The sequence below is a fragment of the Bradyrhizobium sp. LM2.9 genome (assembly GCF_054056555.1).
On record NZ_JBSRYJ010000002.1, the window covers coordinates 5202905 to 5220925 of the forward strand.

Genomic DNA, 18021 nt, shown 5'->3' on the forward strand with positions numbered 1-18021 from the left:
GTCCGGTTTATCGGCCTCAATCGACATCGTTCAGTGTCGCGAACAGTGTCTGGCGCGAGGCGACTGCGGTGATGGCGCCGATCAGCACGGCCTGCACCGCGAGCACGATGTAGCCCGACGGTCGTAGCGAGAAGGTGCCGAGCAGCGCGGCGAACTGATCGCCGACGGGGGTGCCGGAAAACCACCCTGCAATCGACTCGGAGAAACCGAACACCAGCATGGCGGCGCCGCCTCCGATGACGCCGCCCTCAAGGCCCAGCCTGAGGAAATGGCGCAGGAAGCGGTTGGCGATATAACGGTCGCCGGCACCGACGAAATGCAGCACCTCGACGATCGGACGGTTCGCCGCCATGGCGCCGCGGGTCGCGAACGACACCGAGATGATGGTGGCGATGATGACGAGCGCGAGGATGCCGAGGCCGGCGAGCACGGTGGCGTTGGTCATCGAGCGCATGCGCTCGATCCAGGCGCGGTGATCGTCGACGCTGGCGCTTGGCGCCACCTGGGTCACGCGGGCGCGCAAGGCGCCGAGATCGAGCGGCGTGCCGGGTTGCACGCGCGCGATGATCATGCGCGGCACCGGCAGATCGTCCAGCGACAGGCCGGTGCCGAGCCAGGGCTCGAGCAACTTGCCGCTCTCGTCCTTGGTGAACGGCTTGACCTCGACGATGCCGGCTTGCGCGCGCATGGCCTCGGTCACCGCCGCGGTGTCGCGTTCGAGATCGCGTCCCGTCTGCGGCCGGACCTGGATGGTGATTTCGCTCGCAACGTCCGACTGCCATTCGGCGGCGGAGGCGCTCACCAGCAGCACCGTGCCGGTCGTCATCGACGCCAGGAAGGTCATGATGGCGACGACGGCGACCAGCGCGCGGCCATGGATCGAGGCGCGCGGCACGATCGGCGACATGTTGCGCGCCTTGGCCGGCAGCTGCGGACGCTCCTGTCCGAGGTCGACCAGCACGCCGCGCTCGTCGGGCCTACTCATAGACGTGCAGCCGTCCCTGGTGCAGCACGAAGCGGCGCGCCTCGTACTGGTCCATCAGGGCGATATCGTGGGTGGCGATGATGACGGCGGTGCCCGATTTGTTGAGCTCGATGAACAGCCGCAGCAGGCGGCGGCCGAGCGTCGGATCGACGCTGCCGGTCGGCTCGTCTGCCAGCAGCAGCTGCGGCCGCGAGATCACGGCGCGCGCGATCGCCGCGCGCTGCTTCTCGCCGCCGGACAGGATCGGCGGCAGCGCGTCCATGCGCTCGCCAAGCCCGACCCATTTCAGGAGGTCGATGACCTCCTTGCGGTAGCTCGATTCGCTGCGGCCCATGACGCGGAACGGCAGCGCGACGTTCTCATATGTCGTCATGTGGTCGAGCAAGCGGAAATCCTGGAGCACGATGCCGATGCGCTTGCGCAGATCCGCGACCTCGTCCTTGCCGAGTTGCGAGATGTCGTGGCCGAACAGATTGACGAGGCCGCGCGTCGGTCGATGCGAGAGGAACAACAGGCGCAGCAGCGAGGTTTTGCCGGCGCCGGACGGGCCGGTGAGAAATTGAAAGGAATGCGCCGGGATATGGAAGCTGAGGTCGCGCAGGACCTCGGGCCCCAGGCCGTAACGCAGTCCGACATTTTCGAACCGAACCAAGTTCAGCTCCGTTCGAGAGAGGGCGCGGGCCGCACGGCTGTGCTCCGCCACACGCGATCAACGGGTTTTGCGACCGTTATGGTTTCCGGTTCGTTAACGGTCGCCCTGTAGCATAATTGGCAGCATTCCTGCCCCTCGGTTCTCCGCGACCGTGTCATCGTCAAGTCCCGTCCATGCATCAAGGCTCGTCCATGCATATCGTCTGCCCTCATTGTACGACATCCTACGCCATCAAGCTTGCGAGCCTCGGGGCGAACGGACGGACGGTCCGCTGCTCCCGTTGCAAGGAGACCTGGGTTGCCCATGCCGAGGATGCCATCGAGGAGGCGTCCATCCCGGCAATGGCCGCGGCCAGCCAGGCCGACGACCAGTCCGATCTCGCCGAGCAGTGGAACTCCTATGCCCGGGACGACGGCGCCGCCGATGCGCCCGTTGTCGACAGCCCCTCGATCGCCAGTGACTGGCCGGACGAGGAGGCCAGGGACACCGAGGACGAATGGTCGGCTGCGGCCCGGTCCGCCGAGGAGGAAGTCGTCGGCGAACAGCACCAATCCTGGTTCCGCGGCCTGTTCGGCCGCCGGCGCGGCGCGCGGGTGAGCCGTCCGGTCGCCGTCACGGCGCCGCGAAAATCCCATTTCGGCCTGCCGACAGCCTGCGCCGCCATGGGCGCGCTGGTGCTGGCGCTGATCATCTGGCGCGGCGACATGGTGCGGCTGCTGCCGCAGACGGCCGCATTCTACAAGATGGTCGGCCTCGAGATTAACCTGCGCGGCCTGGCCTTCAAGGACGTCAAGCTCTCCAGCGAGACCGTGGACGGTAAGCAGGTGCTGGTGATCGAGGGCGTGATCGTGGGCCAGGGCAAGAAGGCGCTCGACATTCCCAGGCTGCGCTTCGCGGTGCGCGACGCGCAGGGCGCGGAGATCTACGCCTTGGAACACGGTTCTGGAGCAGACCGTGCTACAGCCCGGTGAGCGCGCCTTCTTCCGCTCGCGCCTGGCCTCGCCGCCGCCGGAGGGCCGCAATATCGACGTTCGCTTCTTCAACCGGCGCGACATCACCGGCGGCAGCGTATAATCGATTTCGCAGCTCTCGCAGGAAAAGCTGGTCGCGAGGTTGCTCTCAAGGTTGGTCTCATGCCCAAAATCCTGATCGCCGACGACGAGGATTCGATGCGCCAGCTGGTGGCGCGCGCCATCGCCATGGACGGCCATGAGATCGTCACCGCGCAGGACGGCGCCGAGGCGCTTGAAATCCTGACCCGCGCGGACGGCGCATTCGACCTGCTGCTCACCGACATCCAGATGCCGGTGATGGACGGCATCGCGTTGGCGCTTTCCGTCGCACGCGATTTCCCCGACCTGACCATTCTGCTGATGACCGGCTTTGCCGACCAGCGCGAGCGCGCCTCGAACCTCAACGCGCTGGTGCACGACGTCGTGACCAAGCCGTTCTCGGTCGCCGACATCCGCACGGCGGTGGCAGATGCGCTGGCGGCGAAGAAAGCATAGCGGCGGGCAGGATTGTAGCCCGCATGAGCGCGGCGACATGCGGGACCGGCGGCCCCGGATATCGCTGCGCTCATCCGGGCGACGAAAGCTGCGGCAGCCTCTAAAAATCCTTCAGCAGCCGCTCGATATAGTCGAGCTCGATCTGCGGGCGCGAGCTATCCCCTAAGCGGCGGCGGAGCTCTTCGAGGATGCGGCGGACGCGCTGGGCGTCGATCTCGCCGGGGATCTTGACCGTGTAGTCGTCGCTCAGATCGCGGCCGTGAAGGGGGCGGCCGAGCGGATCGGTCTGATTGCCGCCGCTCTGCTGGCGACCGGCACGATTGCCGGGACCATCGCCCTGCCCGTCGCCATCGCCCTGCTGCATCGCCTCGGCCATCTTCTGCGCGCCCTTGCGCAAGGCGTCGAGAGCTTTCCCTTGCGCGTCCACGGCACCGTCGGAATTGCCCTCGCCGAGCTGCGAGCCGGCATCGCCCATGGCCCCGTCGGCGGCGTCCAGACTGCCGTCGTCATCACCCTGGTCGCCGTCCTGATCGCCATCCTGGCCCGGCTGTCCCTGCTCACCTTGCTGACCCTTCTGGCCTTTCTGATTCTGACCCTTTTGCCCCTTCTGCGCGAGGCCGCGCTTGGCGAGCTCGTCCTGCAGCTTCTTCAGGCGGTCGCGCAGCGACTGCTGATCCTGCTGGAGGTCCGACATCGACTGGTCGCCCTGCTGCTTGCCGCGCGAGCGCTCACGCCGGGAGTCCTGGCCCTGCTTGAAAGTCTTGTCGCGCAATTGCTGCTGCTTGCGGATCATGTCGCTGAGCTCGTTCAGCGCCTGCTCCATGTCGCTGTCGCCGGATTGCCCGGGCTGCGCCATCTGGAGATTTTCCATGATCTGCGCGAGCTGCTCGAGCATGCGCTGGGCCGCCTCGCGATTGCCTTCGCGCGCTGCCTTCTCGATCTGTTTCAAGAGCTCGTCCAGGTCGCGTTGCGTGATGACGGAACGATCGCGATTGGAGGATTGGCTTTTTTCCGTCGCGCGCTTGTAGTCCTCGAGCTTCTGAATCGCATCGGATTGGTTGTTCAGGCTGCGTCCGGACTCCTTTTGCCTGAGACTGTCGCCGGACTCCTGCATCGCCTTTTCCGCGCTGTCGAGCAGCGCGTCGGGATCCTGATCCTGCTGCGCCGAGACCGCAGCGGGAAAGCCTCCCAGGAGGAGGGCGAGACAGGCGATCGACATCGCCTTCAAGGCTGGCACGCGCGCTAGCTTCCGCATTTCCGGTCCCGCGTAAACTGATTGGCCCCGTCCTCGCCCCCCTTCGCCCGGCTGCCCGCCGACTTCCGATAGGCCTGCAGCTGCTGGCGCAAGACGTCCTGCTGCTGCGCCAGCTCTTCGAGCTGCTCGGGCGTGGCATGCTGGGTCTTTTGTCGCAGCTCGACCGACTTGTCGAGAATGAGCTGAACCTCTGCGGGGAACGGCTGCCGGGGTCCAAGCGGATTCTGCTCGGCGCGCCGCGCGAGATCCCGCACCTTGCCGGCCATCGCCTCGCGCAGCTTTTGCGTCAGCGCCTTGATCTCCTCCTCGCTGGCGCCGCGTTCCAGCGCCCGCTTGAGCGCGTCCTGCGCCGAGCGCAGCGCGGCGTTGACGCTGCCGGCGACACCGTCGTCCTCGATCGTGACCGCGAACGCCCACATGCTTCCCACCACCTCGCGCAGCGCGTCGTCGGTGCGGGCGGCTTCCACCTGGAGCGCCAGGCTGCGCAGGCCGAGATAGCAGCCTGCATCCGGCGTGAACAATTCAGGCGCGATCATCAGCGCGTCGAGCGCGGCATAGACGTCCGAGTTCTTGTTGGCGTCGAGCGCGAGGATGCGGCGCTGCTCGATCAGCGCGCGCGCGAGCGAGTTGGTGAACAGCCGCTCGGGCAGGCGCATGTTGAAGGGTTCGCTTTTGGCCTCGTTGCCGGCCTCGTCCTTGGCGGTGAGGGTCAGCGTGACGTCGGCGCCGGCATAGGGGTCCTCGCTGAGGTCCTTCACCGTCTGGCCGACGCCGTTGCGGGTGCGCGCATTCGGCAGTACGAGCGGGAATTGGGGCGGCTGGAATAGCGGCCGTGCGGCGACCTTGGTGTCGGCATCCTTGGTGTCGGCATCCCTGCTACCGTCTTTGGCTTCGGCGGGGCGCAGGCCGATTTGCGCGGCGGCGCCGGTGACGCCGTAATCGTCCTCGATCTTGTAGGAGAGCTGGAGCCCACCGCGGGCCTGACGCTCGGGATCCTTCGCAAGGGCGATCGTCGGCGCGCGGTCCGGCGTTGCCGCAAACGCCCATTGCGGCTTGCCGGAGGGCGCGCGGACATGCGCGGTGCCGTCACCGGTGATGGCAAAATGCTTCTCGTTGGTGCCCTTGGGCGTGGCTTCAGCGGGGGCGACCTCCTTGAGGCCGCCGGAGATCACGACATCGAGGCTGCCGCCGGAGGAGCGCACGATCAGGGTCGAGCCGGCGGGAACGGCAAGCGGGCCGCTGGCGGGCAGCGCCGCGGCCTCCTTGTTGGCGGCCGACAGGATGACCGGCGGCTTGCCGGTGTAGAGCGGCGGCGTGACCCAGGCGTCAACGCGAACGTTGGTCGGCGCCAGCACGCCGTTCCAGTCGAAGGCTGCGCCCAGCCGCATCGCACGCTCGTCGCCGGCGGCGAAGAAGGTCGCTACCAGCATCACCATGACCAGCGCGCGGAGCGCCCAGGGATCATGCAGAGCGAGCCGCGGGTTCGGCAGACCGGCGCGGATGCGCTTGATCGAAGCCAGCGTGCGCTCGCGCTGTGCCTGCCACAACGCCTGCGCAACCGGATCCCGCGAGCTCAACGTGTCCGTGAGGGTGGTGGCCGGCCGATGACGGATGCCGGAGCCGCGGTCGAGCCGGGCAAGCGCCTCCTCGCGGCTCGGCCAGCGGAAAGCGACGCACCGGGAACAGGACGGCAATCGCCATTCCGGCGAAAACGACGAGACCGATAGCGCGGGCAACGAACGGCAGCACCATCCAGAGGCCGGCCCAGGACACCACCAGGAACAGGCCGACGACGGTGAGAAGCCGTGCCAGATTCGGCCAGCCACGCTCCCACGCGATGGCATAAGTGGCCCGCTTCAGGGCCTGCGCCAGCTTCAGCCGCGACAGAGCGTCGCCATCGCGGATCGGGTCTGACGGCTCGGGGATGACGCCGTTCAATCAACTCTCCAGGTTGCCCGGTAGAGAAGCTACCACAACGGCAGCACTGAGGCATCCGTTCCTGTGCGGGAGACACCCCTTTTCCCGCATAACACGAGGACGTGACTGCCCCGCCGCAACCCCCTAATTTCCGCGCCGCCATCCAAGGAAACCGAAGGAAACGCCATGGACAAGAAGATGCACGACAAGGGCCTGGAAGTCCGCAAAGCGGTGCTGGGCGAGGCCTATGTCAACAACGCCCTGAAGAGCGTCGATGATTTCAACCGTCCGTTCCAGGAGATGCTCAACGAATATTGCTGGGGCACGGTGTGGGGCCGCGAGGAGCTGCCGCGCAAGACCCGCAGCATGCTCAACATCGCGATGATCGCGATCCTCAACCGCCAGCACGAATTCCGCGCGCATCTGAAGGGCGCACTGACCAACGGCGTCAGCCGGGACGAGATCCGCGAGATTCTGATGCAGGTCGCAATCTATGGCGGCATGCCGGCGGCGGTCGACAGTTTTCGCATCGCGCGCGAGGTGTTCGCGGAGATCGACGGGAAGGCGTGAGCTAGACTAAACCGCTCTCAACTCTATTGCTCCGTCGTTGCGAGCGAAGCGAAGCTTCGTCGCTTCGCTCCTCGCAATGACGACGGGAAGGAAAACACCATGGACATCGGATTCATCGGCCTCGGAAACATGGGTTTCCCGATGGCGCGGCGGCTGATCGAGGCGGGACACAAGCTGATCGTGTTCGACACGCGCCAAGAGGTCCTCGACAAGCTGGTGGCGCGCGGCGCCAGCGCTGCGACATCACCGAAAGACGTGGCCGACCAGGTCGAGACAGTCATGGCAAGCCTGCCCTCGCTGCAGGCTTCGCTCGCGGTTGCGACGGGGCCGAACGGCGTGATCGAGGGAAGCCGCGCAAAACGCTTCATCGATCTCTCCACCGTCGGCTCGCAGATGGCGGCGAAGATTCACGGCCTGCTCGCCAAGCATGACATCGTGCAGATCGACTGCCCTGTCTCCGGCGGCGTCGGTGGTGCCGAGAAGGGCACGCTGGCGGTGATGGTCTCGGGGCCGAAAGCAGACTTCGAACTGCTCAAGCCCGCGCTCGACGTCATCGGGAAGGTGTTCTTCATCGGCGAGAAGCCAGGCGCGGCGCAGACCATGAAGCTCGCCAACAACTTCCTATCGGCAACCGCGATGGTGGCGACGTCGGAAGCCGTTGTGATGGGCGTGAAAGCCGGGGCTCGATCCCGCCGTGATGATCGACGTCATCAATGCCGGGTCCGGCATGAACACCGCGAGCCGCGACAAATTTCCGCGCGCGGTGCTGCCGCGAACGTTCGACTTCGGTTTCGCCACCGGACTGATGGTGAAGGACGTGCGGCTGGCGCTGGAGGAGATGAAGCAGCTCGGCCTGTCGATGGAGGTCGCGGATGCGGTCGGCCGGTTGTGGGAGACCGTGATCAGCGCCGAAGGCGCCGAGTCCGATTTCACCGCGGCGATCAAGCCGATCGAGAAGAAGGCGGGTGTTGTGGTTGGCGGGACAATTGCCCGCAGCTAGCGCCGGCGCAAGCGCAGCGCTGGTGACTGGCACTGCGCTGCGCTGCTTGGCTCGGTCGATCGAGCGTGGAAGGAAGCCTATGTGTGGGCCGGGCATAGTGTGCGCCTGCGCCCGGGTCCGATATCTTACGAAGATGCGGTTCAAGCCTTGGCGAGGTAGGGAATCGTGCCGGCCAGATCGGTGTCGTCGATCAGCTGGAAGCGGCTCTCGCTGCCGCCCCGGCGCGCCGCGGCGAAGCGGCCATAGGCCGGATCGGTCACGAAGGATTCCGCTGCCTTCGCCGTGGGAAACGACATGATGGCAATCAGGGAGGTGTCGAGGGGAGCACCTTCGAGGGTTTTCACGTTGCCGCTGCGGGAAAGATATTTGCCGCCGTGCTTGTGCACCAGTTCGTGGACGGACGCAGCGTAATCCGGCACCCACTTTCCGTCAGTCACTTTAATGTCCGCGATCAGATACGCTGTCATGTCGTGTCTCCTGGCTCGAGTTCAGCTCCGCCTTGATAGGGGCGGGCATGACTTGGGTGCCAGAACACGGCGGCGGCTCGCCAGTACGGGAACTGTAGCGGGGCGATACAAATACTGAATCGAGCCGCCCTGCATCAGCTCGCCAGCTTGCGTTCCTTGGCGAACGGGCTGAGGCCCAGCCAGCTTTGCATGGCTGCGGCAAGCTGCCGTTCGCCCGGTAAGCAGCATCCGCCGGCTGGCGATGGCCGCGCGCACGGTATCGAGCCCCATCCAGATCGCCGTCATGGTGCGCAGATCAACCGACACGTAAAGATCGACGTCGAAACCGGGATCAATCGAGCAGAGGTCGACGCTGTCGTCGGGATCGACAATCAGCCACCACAATCGCTGCGTTGAGGGCAATTCCGGATAGGCGAACTGCAGCACGCTGCGGCGGCTCGGCATCGGAGTCGTGTTCAGATTCCGCCGCATGTCCCACATCAGCAGCTGGACATCGAGATGCTGAAGCGACAGATCCGATTCGATGCGGCGCTGCCCCCAGATGCCGAACGCCTCGACGATGGGACCGAGTTCGCGTCCGGCGGCGGTCAGCTGATACTCGATCACGCCGCGCTCGGAAGCCGACGGCTGGCGGATGACGATGCCTGCGGCTTCGAGCTCCTTCAGGCGCTGCGAAAGCAGCGCAGGCGACATGCGCGGAACGCCGCGGCGCAACTCGTTGAACCGGGTCGAGCCGGCGACGAGCTCACGTAGCAGCACGACGGTCCAGCGCGTGCATAATATCTCGGCCGCCATCGCGACCGGACAGAACTGCCTGTAGCTGCCGATGGTCATGCGGGCCTCCGTGACAAGCGAGAGCGGAACCTTAGGGCCGATGCGCGCGGCTTCCTAGTTCAGATTCTGTATTGCGCTCGGTTCATTTGCTGAACTGGCCGCGGACGGCGGGCATCGTCTATCCGACCGGCATTGCAATCCAGACCGGCCGCCGTCGCGGTCCATCAGACAACGGAGATTGATATGAAGAAGCACGTTTCAGCGGCGTTCAGACCCCTTGCCTCGCTAAGCAAGGCGGCGATTTGCGTGATCGGCCTTAGCGCCGCCGTGATGCCGGCTTCCGCAGCCAACCTGACGCGCAGCATTGAGGTCAGCGGCGCAGCGGCCGAGGTGTGGTCTGTCATCGGTCCATTCTGCGCGATCAAGGACTGGCTGCCGCCGGGTCGGCATGTGCATCGAGGACGGCAAATCGCCGCCGACCCGAACGCTCGTGACCAAGGACGGAAAGGCCGCGTTCGTCGAGGCGCAGACCGGGCGCGACGACAGAAGCTACAGCTATTCCTACGCATTCCTGACCAGCCCGTTGCCGGTGAGCCAGTACAAGTCGACCATCAAAGTCACCGCGAGGGGCGAGGCGGTATCGGTGGTGACCTGGACCGGAATCTATACGCCCGTTCCCGGCAAGGAGAAGGACGCGATCGACGCCCTGAGCGGCGTCTACGATTCCGGCCTCGCCTCGATCAGGGACAAGTTCAAGAAATAGGCCGGACACCCGACCGGCTGGATGAGCGCGGACGGTGTCCGCGTTCATCGGGCGCAAGGCGCCGACGTGATGCTCACAGCCACGGCGCCGGCGTATCCATCGCGATCAGCTGCTCGACCTCGATGCGCGGACGCACGACGGCGAATTGATCGCCCTTCACCAGCACCTCGGGCACCAGGCGGCCGCGTGTTGTAGGTGCCGGCCTGCACCGCGCCGTAGGCGCCTGCGGTCATGATGGCGAGGAGATCGCCAGGCTTCGGCGTCGGCAAAGTGCGATCGAGGGCGATGTAGTCGCCGGTCTCACAGACCGGGCCGACGACGTCAGCCGCGATCGTGGCCGCGCCCTTCGCCGGCTGTGTCACCGGCAAAATGTCGTGATGGGCTTCATACAGCGTCGGACGGATCAAATCGTTCATGGCGGCGTCGATGATGACGAAGTTCTTGCCGTCACCGTGCTTCACATAAATGACCTTGGCGACGAGGATGCCGGCATTGCCGACGATCATCCGGCCCGGCTCGAACATCAGCGTGCAGCCGAGATTGTGGCTGACGCGCTTGACCATGGCGGCATAGACGTCCGGCGCCGGCGGCGCCTCGCGATCCATGTAATAAGGAATGCCGAGACCGCCGCCGAAATCGACATGCGAGATGTTGTGGCCGTCTGCGCGCAGCGTCTGCACGAATTCGGAGAGGATGCGGAACGCGATCTCCATCTTGGAGAGGTCGGTGATCTGGCTGCCGATATGCACGTCGGTGCCTGTGACCTCGATGCCCGGCAGCTTCGCGGCGCGCGCATAGACCTCGCGGGCATAGGCGATGGGGATGCCGAACTTGTTCTCGGACTTGCCGGTCGAAATCTTTGCGTGCGTGCCGGCATCGACATCAGGATTGACGCGGATCGAGATGCGCGCGGTCTTGCCCGCCTCGGTCGCGAGCCGCGACAGCAGCTCGAGCTCGGGCTCGGATTCGACGTTGAGGCAGAGGATGTTGGCGGCCAGCGCCGCTCGCAGCTCGTCTTCCGTCTTGCCGACGCCGGAGAACAGGATCTTGCTTGCCGGGATGCCGGCGGCCAGCGCGCGCTTCAATTCGCCGCCGGAGACCACGTCCGCGCCGGCCCCCAGCTTGGCCAGCGTGCGCAGCACCGACTGGTTGGAGTTCGCCTTCATGGCGTAACAGACCAGCACCTTCTCGCCGGCGAAGGCGTCGGTGAAGACGCGATAGTGCCGCTCAAGCGTTGCGGTCGAATAGCAATAGAACGGCGTGCCGACGGTTGCAGCCAGCTCGGACAGGTTCACCGCCTCGGCGTGCAGCACGCCGTTGCGATAGTCGAAATGGTTCATGGCGTTGGCTCGGTTGCTCCAGCCTATCGGCTGGGTCTTTCGTCCAGGAGCGGGTCGAGGATGAACGGTCTCTTTTTGCCCTTGGTCGCCGCCGGCGCGGCGTCCGCGCCGTAGGTGGGATTGAACACGCTCGGCGTCTTCTGGGCTTCGGTCTCGGTGTCGGTCGGCGGCGCGACGTTGGCCGTGGACGCGCTGGAGGCGGTCGGCGGCAGATCCAGCGGGCCCTTGCGGCCACAGCCGGCAAGCGCGAGCGCCGTCAGGCTCAAGACAATGATGGCCCACCCCGAGCCGGCCGGGCGAAACTTTGACGTCACGACGAAATCCCCACTATGCGGCGCACCATACAGAGATTGGCGCGCTCTGGCGAGAGCCGGATGACCATGAAACATAAGCGAAATTTTGCCCCTCAGTCCAATTTTCGCTCTTTTTCCAACCGCTTCAGCCAGGCCTTGGCCTGCGATGCCACGTTCTTCGGCGCGGTGCCGCCAAAGCTGGTCCGGCTCTTCACCGACGATTCGACCGAGAGCACGCCGAGCACGTCTTTCGTGATGTCAGGTTCGATCGCCTGCATCTCCCTCAGCGGCAGTTCGTGCAGCGCCACGCCGCCCTCGGCGGCTTTCGCGACGATGCGGCCGGTGACGTGGTGGGCCTCGCGGAACGGCATCTTCAGCGTCCGCACCAGCCAGTCGGCAAGGTCGGTCGCGGTGGCGTAGCCTTCGCCTGCAGCAAGCTTCATCTTCGCTTCATCGGGGACGAGATCGCGGACCATGCCGGTCATGGCGCGGATCGCGAGCGACAGCGCGGCGAAGCCTTCCATGGCGCCTTGCTTGTCCTCCTGCCATGTCCTTTTGATAGGCGAGCGGCAGACCCTTCATCACGATCAGCAGGCCGTTGAGCGCGCCGATGACGCGGCCGGTCTTGGCGCGCACCAGCTCGGCGGCGTCAGGATTCCGCTTCTGCGGCATGATCGAAGATCCGGTGGTGAACTTGTCGCTGAGGCGGATCATGCCCACCAGCGGCGAGGTCCAGATCACGATCTCCTCGGCAAAGCGCGACATGTGCACGGCGCAGATCGAGGCCGCCGACAGCGTCTCCAGCACGAAGTCGCGATCGGAAACCGCATCGAGCGAATTCGCCATCGGACGATCAAAACCGAGCGCCTTCGCCGTGGCGTGCCGATCGATCGGGAATGAGGTGCCGGCGAGCGCGGCAGCTCCGAGCGGAGATTCGTTGAGCCGCTTGCGCGCATCCTGGAAACGGCCGCGATCGCGCGCGGCCATCTCGACATAAGCGAGCAGATGATGACCGAAGGTCACGGGCTGCGCGGTCTGCAGATGAGTGAAGCCGGGCATGACCGTTCCGGCATGCTCCAGCGCGCGCTCCACCAGCGCCTGTTGGAACGCGGCGAGCGCGGCGTCGGTCGCATCGAGAACATCGCGGACATAGAGACGGAAATCAGTCGCGACCTGATCGTTGCGCGAGCGCGCGGTGTGGAGACGGCCGGCGGCCGGGCCAATCAGCTCGGACAGGCGGCTCTCGACATTCATGTGAATGTCCTCGAGCGCACGCTTGAATTCGAAGCTGCCCTTGCCGATCTCTGACAAAATCGTGTCTAGACCCTTGCCGATATTTTTCGCATCAGAGGCCGTGATGATGCCCTGTGCGGCAAGCATCGCGGCGTGGGCCTTGGACGCGGCAATGTCCTGGGCAAAGAGGTGACGATCGACGTCTATGGAGACGTTGATCTCTTCCATGATCTCGTCGGGACGTTCCGAGAACCGGCCGCCCCACATCTTGTTGCTCATGATCGCCTGCTCACGCCTTGCCTGTCGCCGCCGCACGTTTGCTGACTGCTGCCAGCCGTATTAAGAGGCCTCTGATAGCCATATCTGCGACCGGATGACAAACGATATGCTCGACCCCAACGACATGCTCGACTCAAGGAAAGCGCGGTTAGCCACGCGCCGGATCCCCGTCGTCATCGCCACCGTGGTGGTCGGGGGCCTGGCAGGCTTTGCTGCGCTGTACGGGCTGGGCCTGAGCCGGGCTCCATCCGGCGATCCGGCCTGTCGGGCGGCCGTGGCGACGGCCTCGAGGATCGCCCCCCTCGCCCATGGCGAGCTGGCGGCCCTGACCATGGCGAGCGCGCCGTTGAAACTGCCGGACCTCGCCTTCGAAGACGCCGACGGCAAGCCGAAGAAGCTGTCCGACTTCCGCGGCAAGACGCTTCTGGTAAATCTCTGGGCCACCTGGTGTGTGCCCTGCCGCAAGGAGATGCCGGCGCTGGACGAGCTTCAGGGTAAGCTTTCGGGCCCCAATTTCGAGGTGGTGGCGATCAATATCGACACCCGCGACTCCGAGAAGCCCAAGACCTTCCTGAAGGAGGCCAGCCTGACCCGGCTCGGCTATTTCAACGATCAGAAAGCCAAGGTTTTTCAGGATCTTAAGGCGATAGGCCGGGCGCTGGGCATGCCAACCTCGGTGTTGGTCGACCCGCAAGGTTGCGAGATCGCGACGATCGCGGGACCGGCGGAATGGGCAAGCGAGGACGCGCTCAAGCTGATCCGGGCAGCGACGGGCAAGGCGGCCGCGGCATTCTAGGCGGAAATATTGAGATTGCCGCCGACGCCGGCACCGACATTGGCGAGCGAAGGTTGTCCGGCGCCGAGCAGCGTCAGGACGGTGGATTTCTCTGCATCCGCGCTCTGCTTCATCAGCGTCGCCGAGATATTCGACTGCAGCGCGCCTTGCTGAGCGGCCAGCATGCTGCTGACCATTGCCATCATGTCCATTACGCGAACCCTCGTACTGGGCGTAACCTAGAGGCGAGCGGTTAACGCGACATGAATTGTCACGAAGCGGATGCAGGCAGGATGGGCGGTGCCCGTGTCCCGGACGCGGCGCGGCATGCTATGACGCGACGCAGAGCCGGGATCCATGCTTCAGCCTGCACGCGGCCTCTGGGCTCCCGGCCTGCAGCGCTTCGCGCTGCGTCCAGGGCACAAGACCCCTCTACCTTGTCGGAACCGGCTTAGCGCCGCGGTAGTCGTAGAAGCCGCGCTGGGTCTTGCGGCCGAGCCAGCCCGCCTCGACGTATTTCACCAGCAGCGGGCAAGGACGGTATTTGGAGTCGGCGAGGCCCTCATGCAGCACCTGCATGATGGACAGACAGGTATCGAGGCCGATGAAATCGGCGAGCTCCAGCGGGCCCATCGGATGGTGCGCCCCGAGCTTCATCGCCGCGTCGATCGCCTCGACGTTACCCACGCCTTCGTACAGCGTGTAGATCGCCTCGTTGATCATCGGCAGCAGGATGCGGTTGACGATGAAGGCCGGGAAATCTTCGGAGACCGCGACCTGCTTGCCGAGCTTGGCGACGAATTCCTTGGACGCCTCGAAGGTGTGGTCGTCGGTGGCGATGCCGCGGATCAGCTCCACCAGCTCCATCAGCGGCACCGGATTCATGAAGTGAATGCCGATGAAGCGCTCGGGCCGGTCGGTGGCGGCGGCAAGCCGCGTGATCGAGATCGAGGAGGTATCGGAGGCGACGATCGCCTCCGGCTTCAACACCGCACAGAGCTCGTGGAAAATCTTGCGCTTGACCTCTTCCTTCTCGACCGCGGTCTCGATCACGAGATCGCAGTCCGCGAGATCGTCCAGCTTCTCGCCAGCCACGATAAGCGCCATCGCCGTGGCTTTGTCGTCCTCGCTGACGGCCTTCTTGGAGACCTGGCGCGCCAAATTGCCGTTGATCGTGGCCATGCCTGACTTGAGGCGGTCGGCCGAAATGTCGTTGAGCACGACGTCGAAGCCGGCCAGCGCAGCGACATGCGCGATGCCACTGCCCATCTGCCCAGCGCCGATCACGCCGACCTTCTTGATTACTGCCGCCATAATATCATCCACCGGAACGGCGCGCTGCTAACCGCGCCTGCCTATCCCCTGAGCCGGGAAGTCTGATTTAATCAGAAACTCGATTAGATCAGAATCCTGCCTCGAAACCTAGATTGGATCGCTTCGAAGGCGTGCCCCACGCCAAAGAAAACGCCTCAAAAAGCAACACCGGCCGGAGTTTATACCTCCGGCCGGTGTTTTTACGCGTTTTACTTGCCGAGCTTGCCGAGTTCGGCCGTCAGCTCCGGAACCGCCTGGTAGAGGTCAGCGACCAGGCCGTAATCGGCAACCTGGAAGATTGGCGCGTCCTCGTCCTTGTTGATCGCGACGATCACCTTGGAGTCTTTCATGCCGGCCAGATGCTGGATCGCGCCTGAAATGCCGATCGCGACATAGAGCTCGGGGGCCACGACCTTGCCGGTCTGGCCGACCTGCCAGTCGTTCGGGCGCATAGCCGGCATCCACCGCCGCCCGCGAAGCGCCGACGCCGGCGCCGAGCTTGTCGGCGAGCGGCTCGATGTACTTTGCGAAGTTCTCACGGCTCTGCATGGCACGACCACCGGAAACGATGATCTTGGCCGAGGTCAGCTCCGGACGGTCGCTCTTGGCGACTTCCTCGCCGACGAAGGACGACAGGCCCGGATCGGCGGCCGCTGCGACGCTTTCGACCGACGCGCTGCCGCCTTCACCCGCCGCAGCGAAGGTGGAGGTGCGCACCGTGATGACCTTCTTGGCGTCCTTCGACTTCACCGTCTGGATGGCGTTGCCGGCATAGATCGGCCGCTCATAGGTGTCGGGGGCGACCACCTTGGTGATCTCCGAGACCTGCATGACGTCGAGCAGCGCGGCGACGCGCGGCATCACGTTCTTGAAGCGCGAGGTCGCGGGAGCGACGAACGCGTCATAGGACGGGGCCAGCGAGACGATCAGAGCGGCCAGCGGCTCGGCAAGATCGTGCGCGTAGAGGTCGCCCTCGGCGACGAGCACCTTGGCGACACCGGCAAGCTTCGCGGCAGTATCCGCCGCAGTCTTGGTGCCCGGCCCGCCGCCGGCAACCAGCACGTGGACGTCACCGCCGAGCTGGGAAGCTGCGGTCAGCGCCTTGTTGGTGGAGTCCTTGAGGACCTCGTGTTCGTGTTCGGCAATCAGCAACGTCGTCATCAGAGCACCCCGGCTTCGTTCTTGAGCTTCGACACCAGCTCGGCGACGTCCTTGACCTTGACGCCGGCCTTGCGGCCCGCGGGCTCCGTCGTCTTGAGAACTTCGAGGCGTGCGGTGACGTCGACGCCGTAGTCGGCGACGCTCTTGTCCGCGATCGGCTTCTTCTTGGCCTTCATGATGTTGGGCAGCGAGGCGTAGCGCGGCTCGTTGAGACGGAGATCGGTGGTGACGATCGCCGGTCCCTTCAGCTTCACTGTCTGCAAGCCGCCGTCGACTTCGCGGGTGACCTTGAAGTCCGAACCATCGACCTCGAGCTTCGAGGCAAAGGTCGCCTGCGACCAGCCGAGCAGCGCGGCCAGCATCTGGCCGGTCTGATTGCTGTCGTCGTCGATCGCCTGCTTGCCGAGAATGATCAGGCCCGGCTGCTCTTCGTCAGCGATCTTCTTCAGTATCTTGGCGACCGCGAGCGGCTCGACCGCGCCGTCGGCCTTCACCAGGATGCCCCGATCGGCGCCCATGGCGAGACCAGTGCGGATCGTTTCCGACGCCTGCGCCGGTCCGATGGAGACCACCACGACTTCGGTCGCCTTGCCGGCTTCCTTCAGGCGCAGCGCTTCCTCGACTGCGATTTCGTCGAACGGGTTCATCGACATTTTGACGTTGGCGAGTTCAACGCCCGATCCATCGCTCTTGACGCGAACCTTGACGTTGTAATCGACCACCCGCTTTACCGGCACCAAGACCTTCATCGATCCTCTTTCACTCAATTCAGGAGGGGGTTATCAACTGGCGCGGAACCTAAAGGCCTGATCAGGCCCGGTCAACGCGCGAAGGGGGCTAATTTTGCCCCCAGAAGTATGCCCCTCAATGGGTCAGCGATTCTGCCCGGGAACCCAGAGCACGTCGCCGGCGCCGTCATGGTTGGCAGCACGGCTGGCCACGAACAGAAAGTCGGACAAACGGTTCATATACTGGATGCCAGCCGCGCCGACGGGCTCGCCGGGCCGGGCTGCCAGTTCCACCATCACGCGTTCCGCCCTGCGGCAAATCGTGCGGGCCACGTGTAGGTAGGCGGCGACCGGCGTCCCGCCCGGCAGCACGAAGGAAGTCAGCGGCATCAGCTTGTCGTTGAGCGCGTCGATGTCGCGCTCCAGCCGCTCAACCTGGCTCGCCACCACCCGCAGCCGCTCGGCTTTGCCTTCACGCTCCGGGACCGCAAGGTCGGCGCCGAGATCGAACAAATCGTTCTGGATCCGCCCGAGCATCGCGTCGAGCTCGGACGCGTCCTTTGTGTACAGACGAACGACGCCGATCGCAGCATTGGTCTCGTCGACCGTGCCATAGGCCTCGATGCGCAGATCGTATTTCGGCCGGCGCTCGCCCGAGCCGAGCGCTGTCGTGCCGTCGTCACCGGTTTTCGTATAGATGCGGTTGAGCACGACCATGTTAACGCCCCATCGCCCACACGGCGAGCATCGCGATGACGATCGCCACGAACTGAAGCAGCACGCGCCAGCGCATCAGCTTCTGCGAGGTGTTGGGCGAGCCGCCGCGCATCATGTTGATGAGACCGAGCAGCAGCACCAACGCCACGGCGCCGACCGCGATCGGCAGGATGAAAGTACTCAGGAGGGATGCCATCCGAGGGTAGATAACACCCTGCGCGCCGGTCCGCCATGGCGTTCCCGATCTGGCTTTTAAGCCAATAATATCAGAAGCTAGCTGGATGAATCTG

The 18021-nt window shown here is 65.0% G+C and carries 14 protein-coding genes and 7 pseudogenes; 6 read left to right on the forward strand and 15 right to left on the reverse strand.

All coding sequences use genetic code 11. From position 1 onward, the window contains the following. Window positions 1–16: 16 nt before the first annotated feature. On the reverse strand, window positions 17–985 hold the full coding sequence (locus tag ACVWW3_RS27000) for a cell division protein FtsX (protein WP_354050305.1): 969 nt from the start codon (window positions 983–985) through the stop codon (window positions 17–19). After that, window positions 978–1637, reverse strand: a complete 660-nt coding sequence (gene ftsE / locus ACVWW3_RS27005) for a cell division ATP-binding protein FtsE (protein WP_247339925.1) — start codon at window positions 1635–1637, stop codon at window positions 978–980. The genes ACVWW3_RS27000 and ftsE overlap by 8 nt, the downstream gene beginning before the upstream one ends. A 191-nt stretch (window positions 1638–1828) precedes the next feature. Here ftsE and ACVWW3_RS27010 point away from each other — a divergent pair. After that, window positions 1829–2711, forward strand: a pseudogene (locus ACVWW3_RS27010) (MJ0042-type zinc finger domain-containing protein). Window positions 2712–2770: 59 nt separating this feature from the next. Further along, window positions 2771–3145, forward strand: a complete 375-nt coding sequence (locus ACVWW3_RS27015) for a response regulator (protein ID WP_211381237.1) — start codon at window positions 2771–2773, stop codon at window positions 3143–3145. Between the two features lie 100 nt (window positions 3146–3245). Here the strand turns inward: ACVWW3_RS27015 and ACVWW3_RS27020 are convergent, their stop codons facing one another. Further along, window positions 3246–4400: a DUF4175 family protein gene (locus ACVWW3_RS27020; RefSeq protein WP_456648097.1), complete on the reverse strand. Its 1155-nt coding sequence runs from the start codon at window positions 4398–4400 to the stop codon at window positions 3246–3248. Then, a pseudogene (locus ACVWW3_RS27025) lies at window positions 4388–6338 on the reverse strand (TIGR02302 family protein). Before ACVWW3_RS27025 ends, ACVWW3_RS27020 begins: the two are co-directional and overlap by 13 nt. Window positions 6339–6503: 165 nt before the next feature. Between ACVWW3_RS27025 and ACVWW3_RS27030 the strand changes: the two are divergent. Both ACVWW3_RS27030 and ACVWW3_RS27035 read left to right on the forward strand, forming a co-directional pair. Continuing rightward, window positions 6504–6887 (forward strand): carboxymuconolactone decarboxylase family protein, encoded by a 384-nt coding sequence (locus ACVWW3_RS27030; RefSeq protein ID WP_027514149.1) that lies wholly within the window; start codon window positions 6504–6506, stop codon window positions 6885–6887. A 99-nt stretch (window positions 6888–6986) separates the two neighbouring features. Then, window positions 6987–7887, forward strand: a pseudogene (locus ACVWW3_RS27035) (NAD(P)-dependent oxidoreductase). Between the two features lie 140 nt (window positions 7888–8027). On the opposite strand, the gene ACVWW3_RS27040 reads toward ACVWW3_RS27035, so the two are convergent. Beyond that, complete coding sequence (locus ACVWW3_RS27040; RefSeq protein ID WP_018453248.1) at window positions 8028–8354, reverse strand: DUF1330 domain-containing protein; 327 nt, start codon at window positions 8352–8354, stop codon at window positions 8028–8030. 134 nt (window positions 8355–8488) lie between these two features. Beyond that, a pseudogene (locus ACVWW3_RS27045) lies at window positions 8489–9188 on the reverse strand (winged helix-turn-helix transcriptional regulator). Between the two features lie 388 nt (window positions 9189–9576). On the opposite strand from ACVWW3_RS27045, the gene ACVWW3_RS27050 reads away from it, so the two are divergent. Beyond that, window positions 9577–9891 (forward strand): SRPBCC family protein, encoded by a 315-nt coding sequence (locus tag ACVWW3_RS27050; RefSeq protein ID WP_456672187.1) that lies wholly within the window; start codon window positions 9577–9579, stop codon window positions 9889–9891. A gap of 73 nt (window positions 9892–9964) precedes the next feature. Here the strand turns inward: ACVWW3_RS27050 and lysA are convergent. From lysA to argH, 3 genes and pseudogenes are all read right to left on the reverse strand, one after another. Next, window positions 9965–11231 (reverse strand): annotated as a pseudogene (gene lysA, locus ACVWW3_RS27055) (diaminopimelate decarboxylase). Between the two features lie 23 nt (window positions 11232–11254). Continuing rightward, a complete protein-coding gene (gene lptM / locus ACVWW3_RS27060) occupies window positions 11255–11545 on the reverse strand; it encodes an LPS translocon maturation chaperone LptM (protein ID WP_247323420.1) in 291 nt (96 codons plus the stop codon). Between the two features lie 92 nt (window positions 11546–11637). After that, window positions 11638–13036 (reverse strand): annotated as a pseudogene (gene argH / locus ACVWW3_RS27065) (argininosuccinate lyase). Window positions 13037–13142: 106 nt separating this feature from the next. Between argH and tlpA the strand changes: the two are divergent. Further along, window positions 13143–13832: a thiol:disulfide interchange protein TlpA gene (gene tlpA / locus ACVWW3_RS27070; RefSeq protein WP_456664391.1), complete on the forward strand. Its 690-nt coding sequence runs from the start codon at window positions 13143–13145 to the stop codon at window positions 13830–13832. Here tlpA and ACVWW3_RS27075 read toward each other — a convergent pair. From ACVWW3_RS27075 to ACVWW3_RS27100, 6 genes and pseudogenes are all read right to left on the reverse strand, one after another. Next, window positions 13829–14023, reverse strand: coding sequence for a hypothetical protein (locus tag ACVWW3_RS27075; RefSeq protein WP_247339907.1), 195 nt, complete (start codon window positions 14021–14023; stop codon window positions 13829–13831). The genes tlpA and ACVWW3_RS27075 overlap by 4 nt on opposite strands. Window positions 14024–14243: 220 nt before the next feature. After that, window positions 14244–15125 carry a 3-hydroxybutyryl-CoA dehydrogenase gene (locus ACVWW3_RS27080; RefSeq protein WP_456648094.1) on the reverse strand — a complete coding sequence of 294 codons (882 nt, stop codon included), beginning with the start codon at window positions 15123–15125 and terminating at the stop codon, window positions 14244–14246. 209 nt (window positions 15126–15334) lie between these two features. Beyond that, window positions 15335–16286: pseudogene (locus ACVWW3_RS27085) on the reverse strand (electron transfer flavoprotein subunit alpha/FixB family protein). Then, window positions 16286–17035 (reverse strand): electron transfer flavoprotein subunit beta/FixA family protein, encoded by a 750-nt coding sequence (locus ACVWW3_RS27090; protein ID WP_247339903.1) that lies wholly within the window; start codon window positions 17033–17035, stop codon window positions 16286–16288. The pseudogene ACVWW3_RS27085 and the gene ACVWW3_RS27090 overlap by 1 nt, the downstream one beginning before the upstream one ends. A gap of 123 nt (window positions 17036–17158) precedes the next feature. Beyond that, window positions 17159–17731, reverse strand: a complete 573-nt coding sequence (locus tag ACVWW3_RS27095) for a cob(I)yrinic acid a,c-diamide adenosyltransferase (protein WP_247339901.1) — start codon at window positions 17729–17731, stop codon at window positions 17159–17161. A gap of 1 nt (window position 17732) precedes the next feature. Beyond that, entirely contained in the window at window positions 17733–17927 is a 195-nt protein-coding gene (locus tag ACVWW3_RS27100; RefSeq protein WP_247339988.1) for a twin transmembrane helix small protein, read from the reverse strand. Window positions 17928–18021 lie beyond the last annotated feature (94 nt).

Bases quoted from the DNA above. Each gene is read 5' to 3' on its own strand.
- ACVWW3_RS27000 (WP_354050305.1), bottom strand. From the start codon at position 985: ATGAGTAGGCCCGACGAGCGCGGCGTGCTGGTCGACCTCGGACAGGAG.
- ACVWW3_RS27015 (WP_211381237.1), top strand. From the start codon at position 2,771: ATGCCCAAAATCCTGATCGCCGACGACGAGGATTCGATGCGCCAGCTG.
- ACVWW3_RS27020 (WP_456648097.1), bottom strand. From the start codon at position 4,400: ATGCGGAAGCTAGCGCGCGTGCCAGCCTTGAAGGCGATGTCGATCGCC.
- ACVWW3_RS27030 (WP_027514149.1), top strand. From the start codon at position 6,504: ATGGACAAGAAGATGCACGACAAGGGCCTGGAAGTCCGCAAAGCGGTG.
- ACVWW3_RS27040 (WP_018453248.1), bottom strand. From the start codon at position 8,354: ATGACAGCGTATCTGATCGCGGACATTAAAGTGACTGACGGAAAGTGG.
- ACVWW3_RS27050 (WP_456672187.1), top strand. From the start codon at position 9,577: ATGTGCATCGAGGACGGCAAATCGCCGCCGACCCGAACGCTCGTGACC.
- tlpA (WP_456664391.1), top strand. From the start codon at position 13,143: ATGCTCGACCCCAACGACATGCTCGACTCAAGGAAAGCGCGGTTAGCC.
- ACVWW3_RS27075 (WP_247339907.1), bottom strand. From the start codon at position 14,023: ATGGACATGATGGCAATGGTCAGCAGCATGCTGGCCGCTCAGCAAGGC.
- ACVWW3_RS27080 (WP_456648094.1), bottom strand. From the start codon at position 15,125: ATGGCGGCAGTAATCAAGAAGGTCGGCGTGATCGGCGCTGGGCAGATG.
- ACVWW3_RS27090 (WP_247339903.1), bottom strand. From the start codon at position 17,035: ATGAAGGTCTTGGTGCCGGTAAAGCGGGTGGTCGATTACAACGTCAAG.
- ACVWW3_RS27095 (WP_247339901.1), bottom strand. From the start codon at position 17,731: ATGGTCGTGCTCAACCGCATCTATACGAAAACCGGTGACGACGGCACG.
- ACVWW3_RS27100 (WP_247339988.1), bottom strand. From the start codon at position 17,927: ATGGCATCCCTCCTGAGTACTTTCATCCTGCCGATCGCGGTCGGCGCC.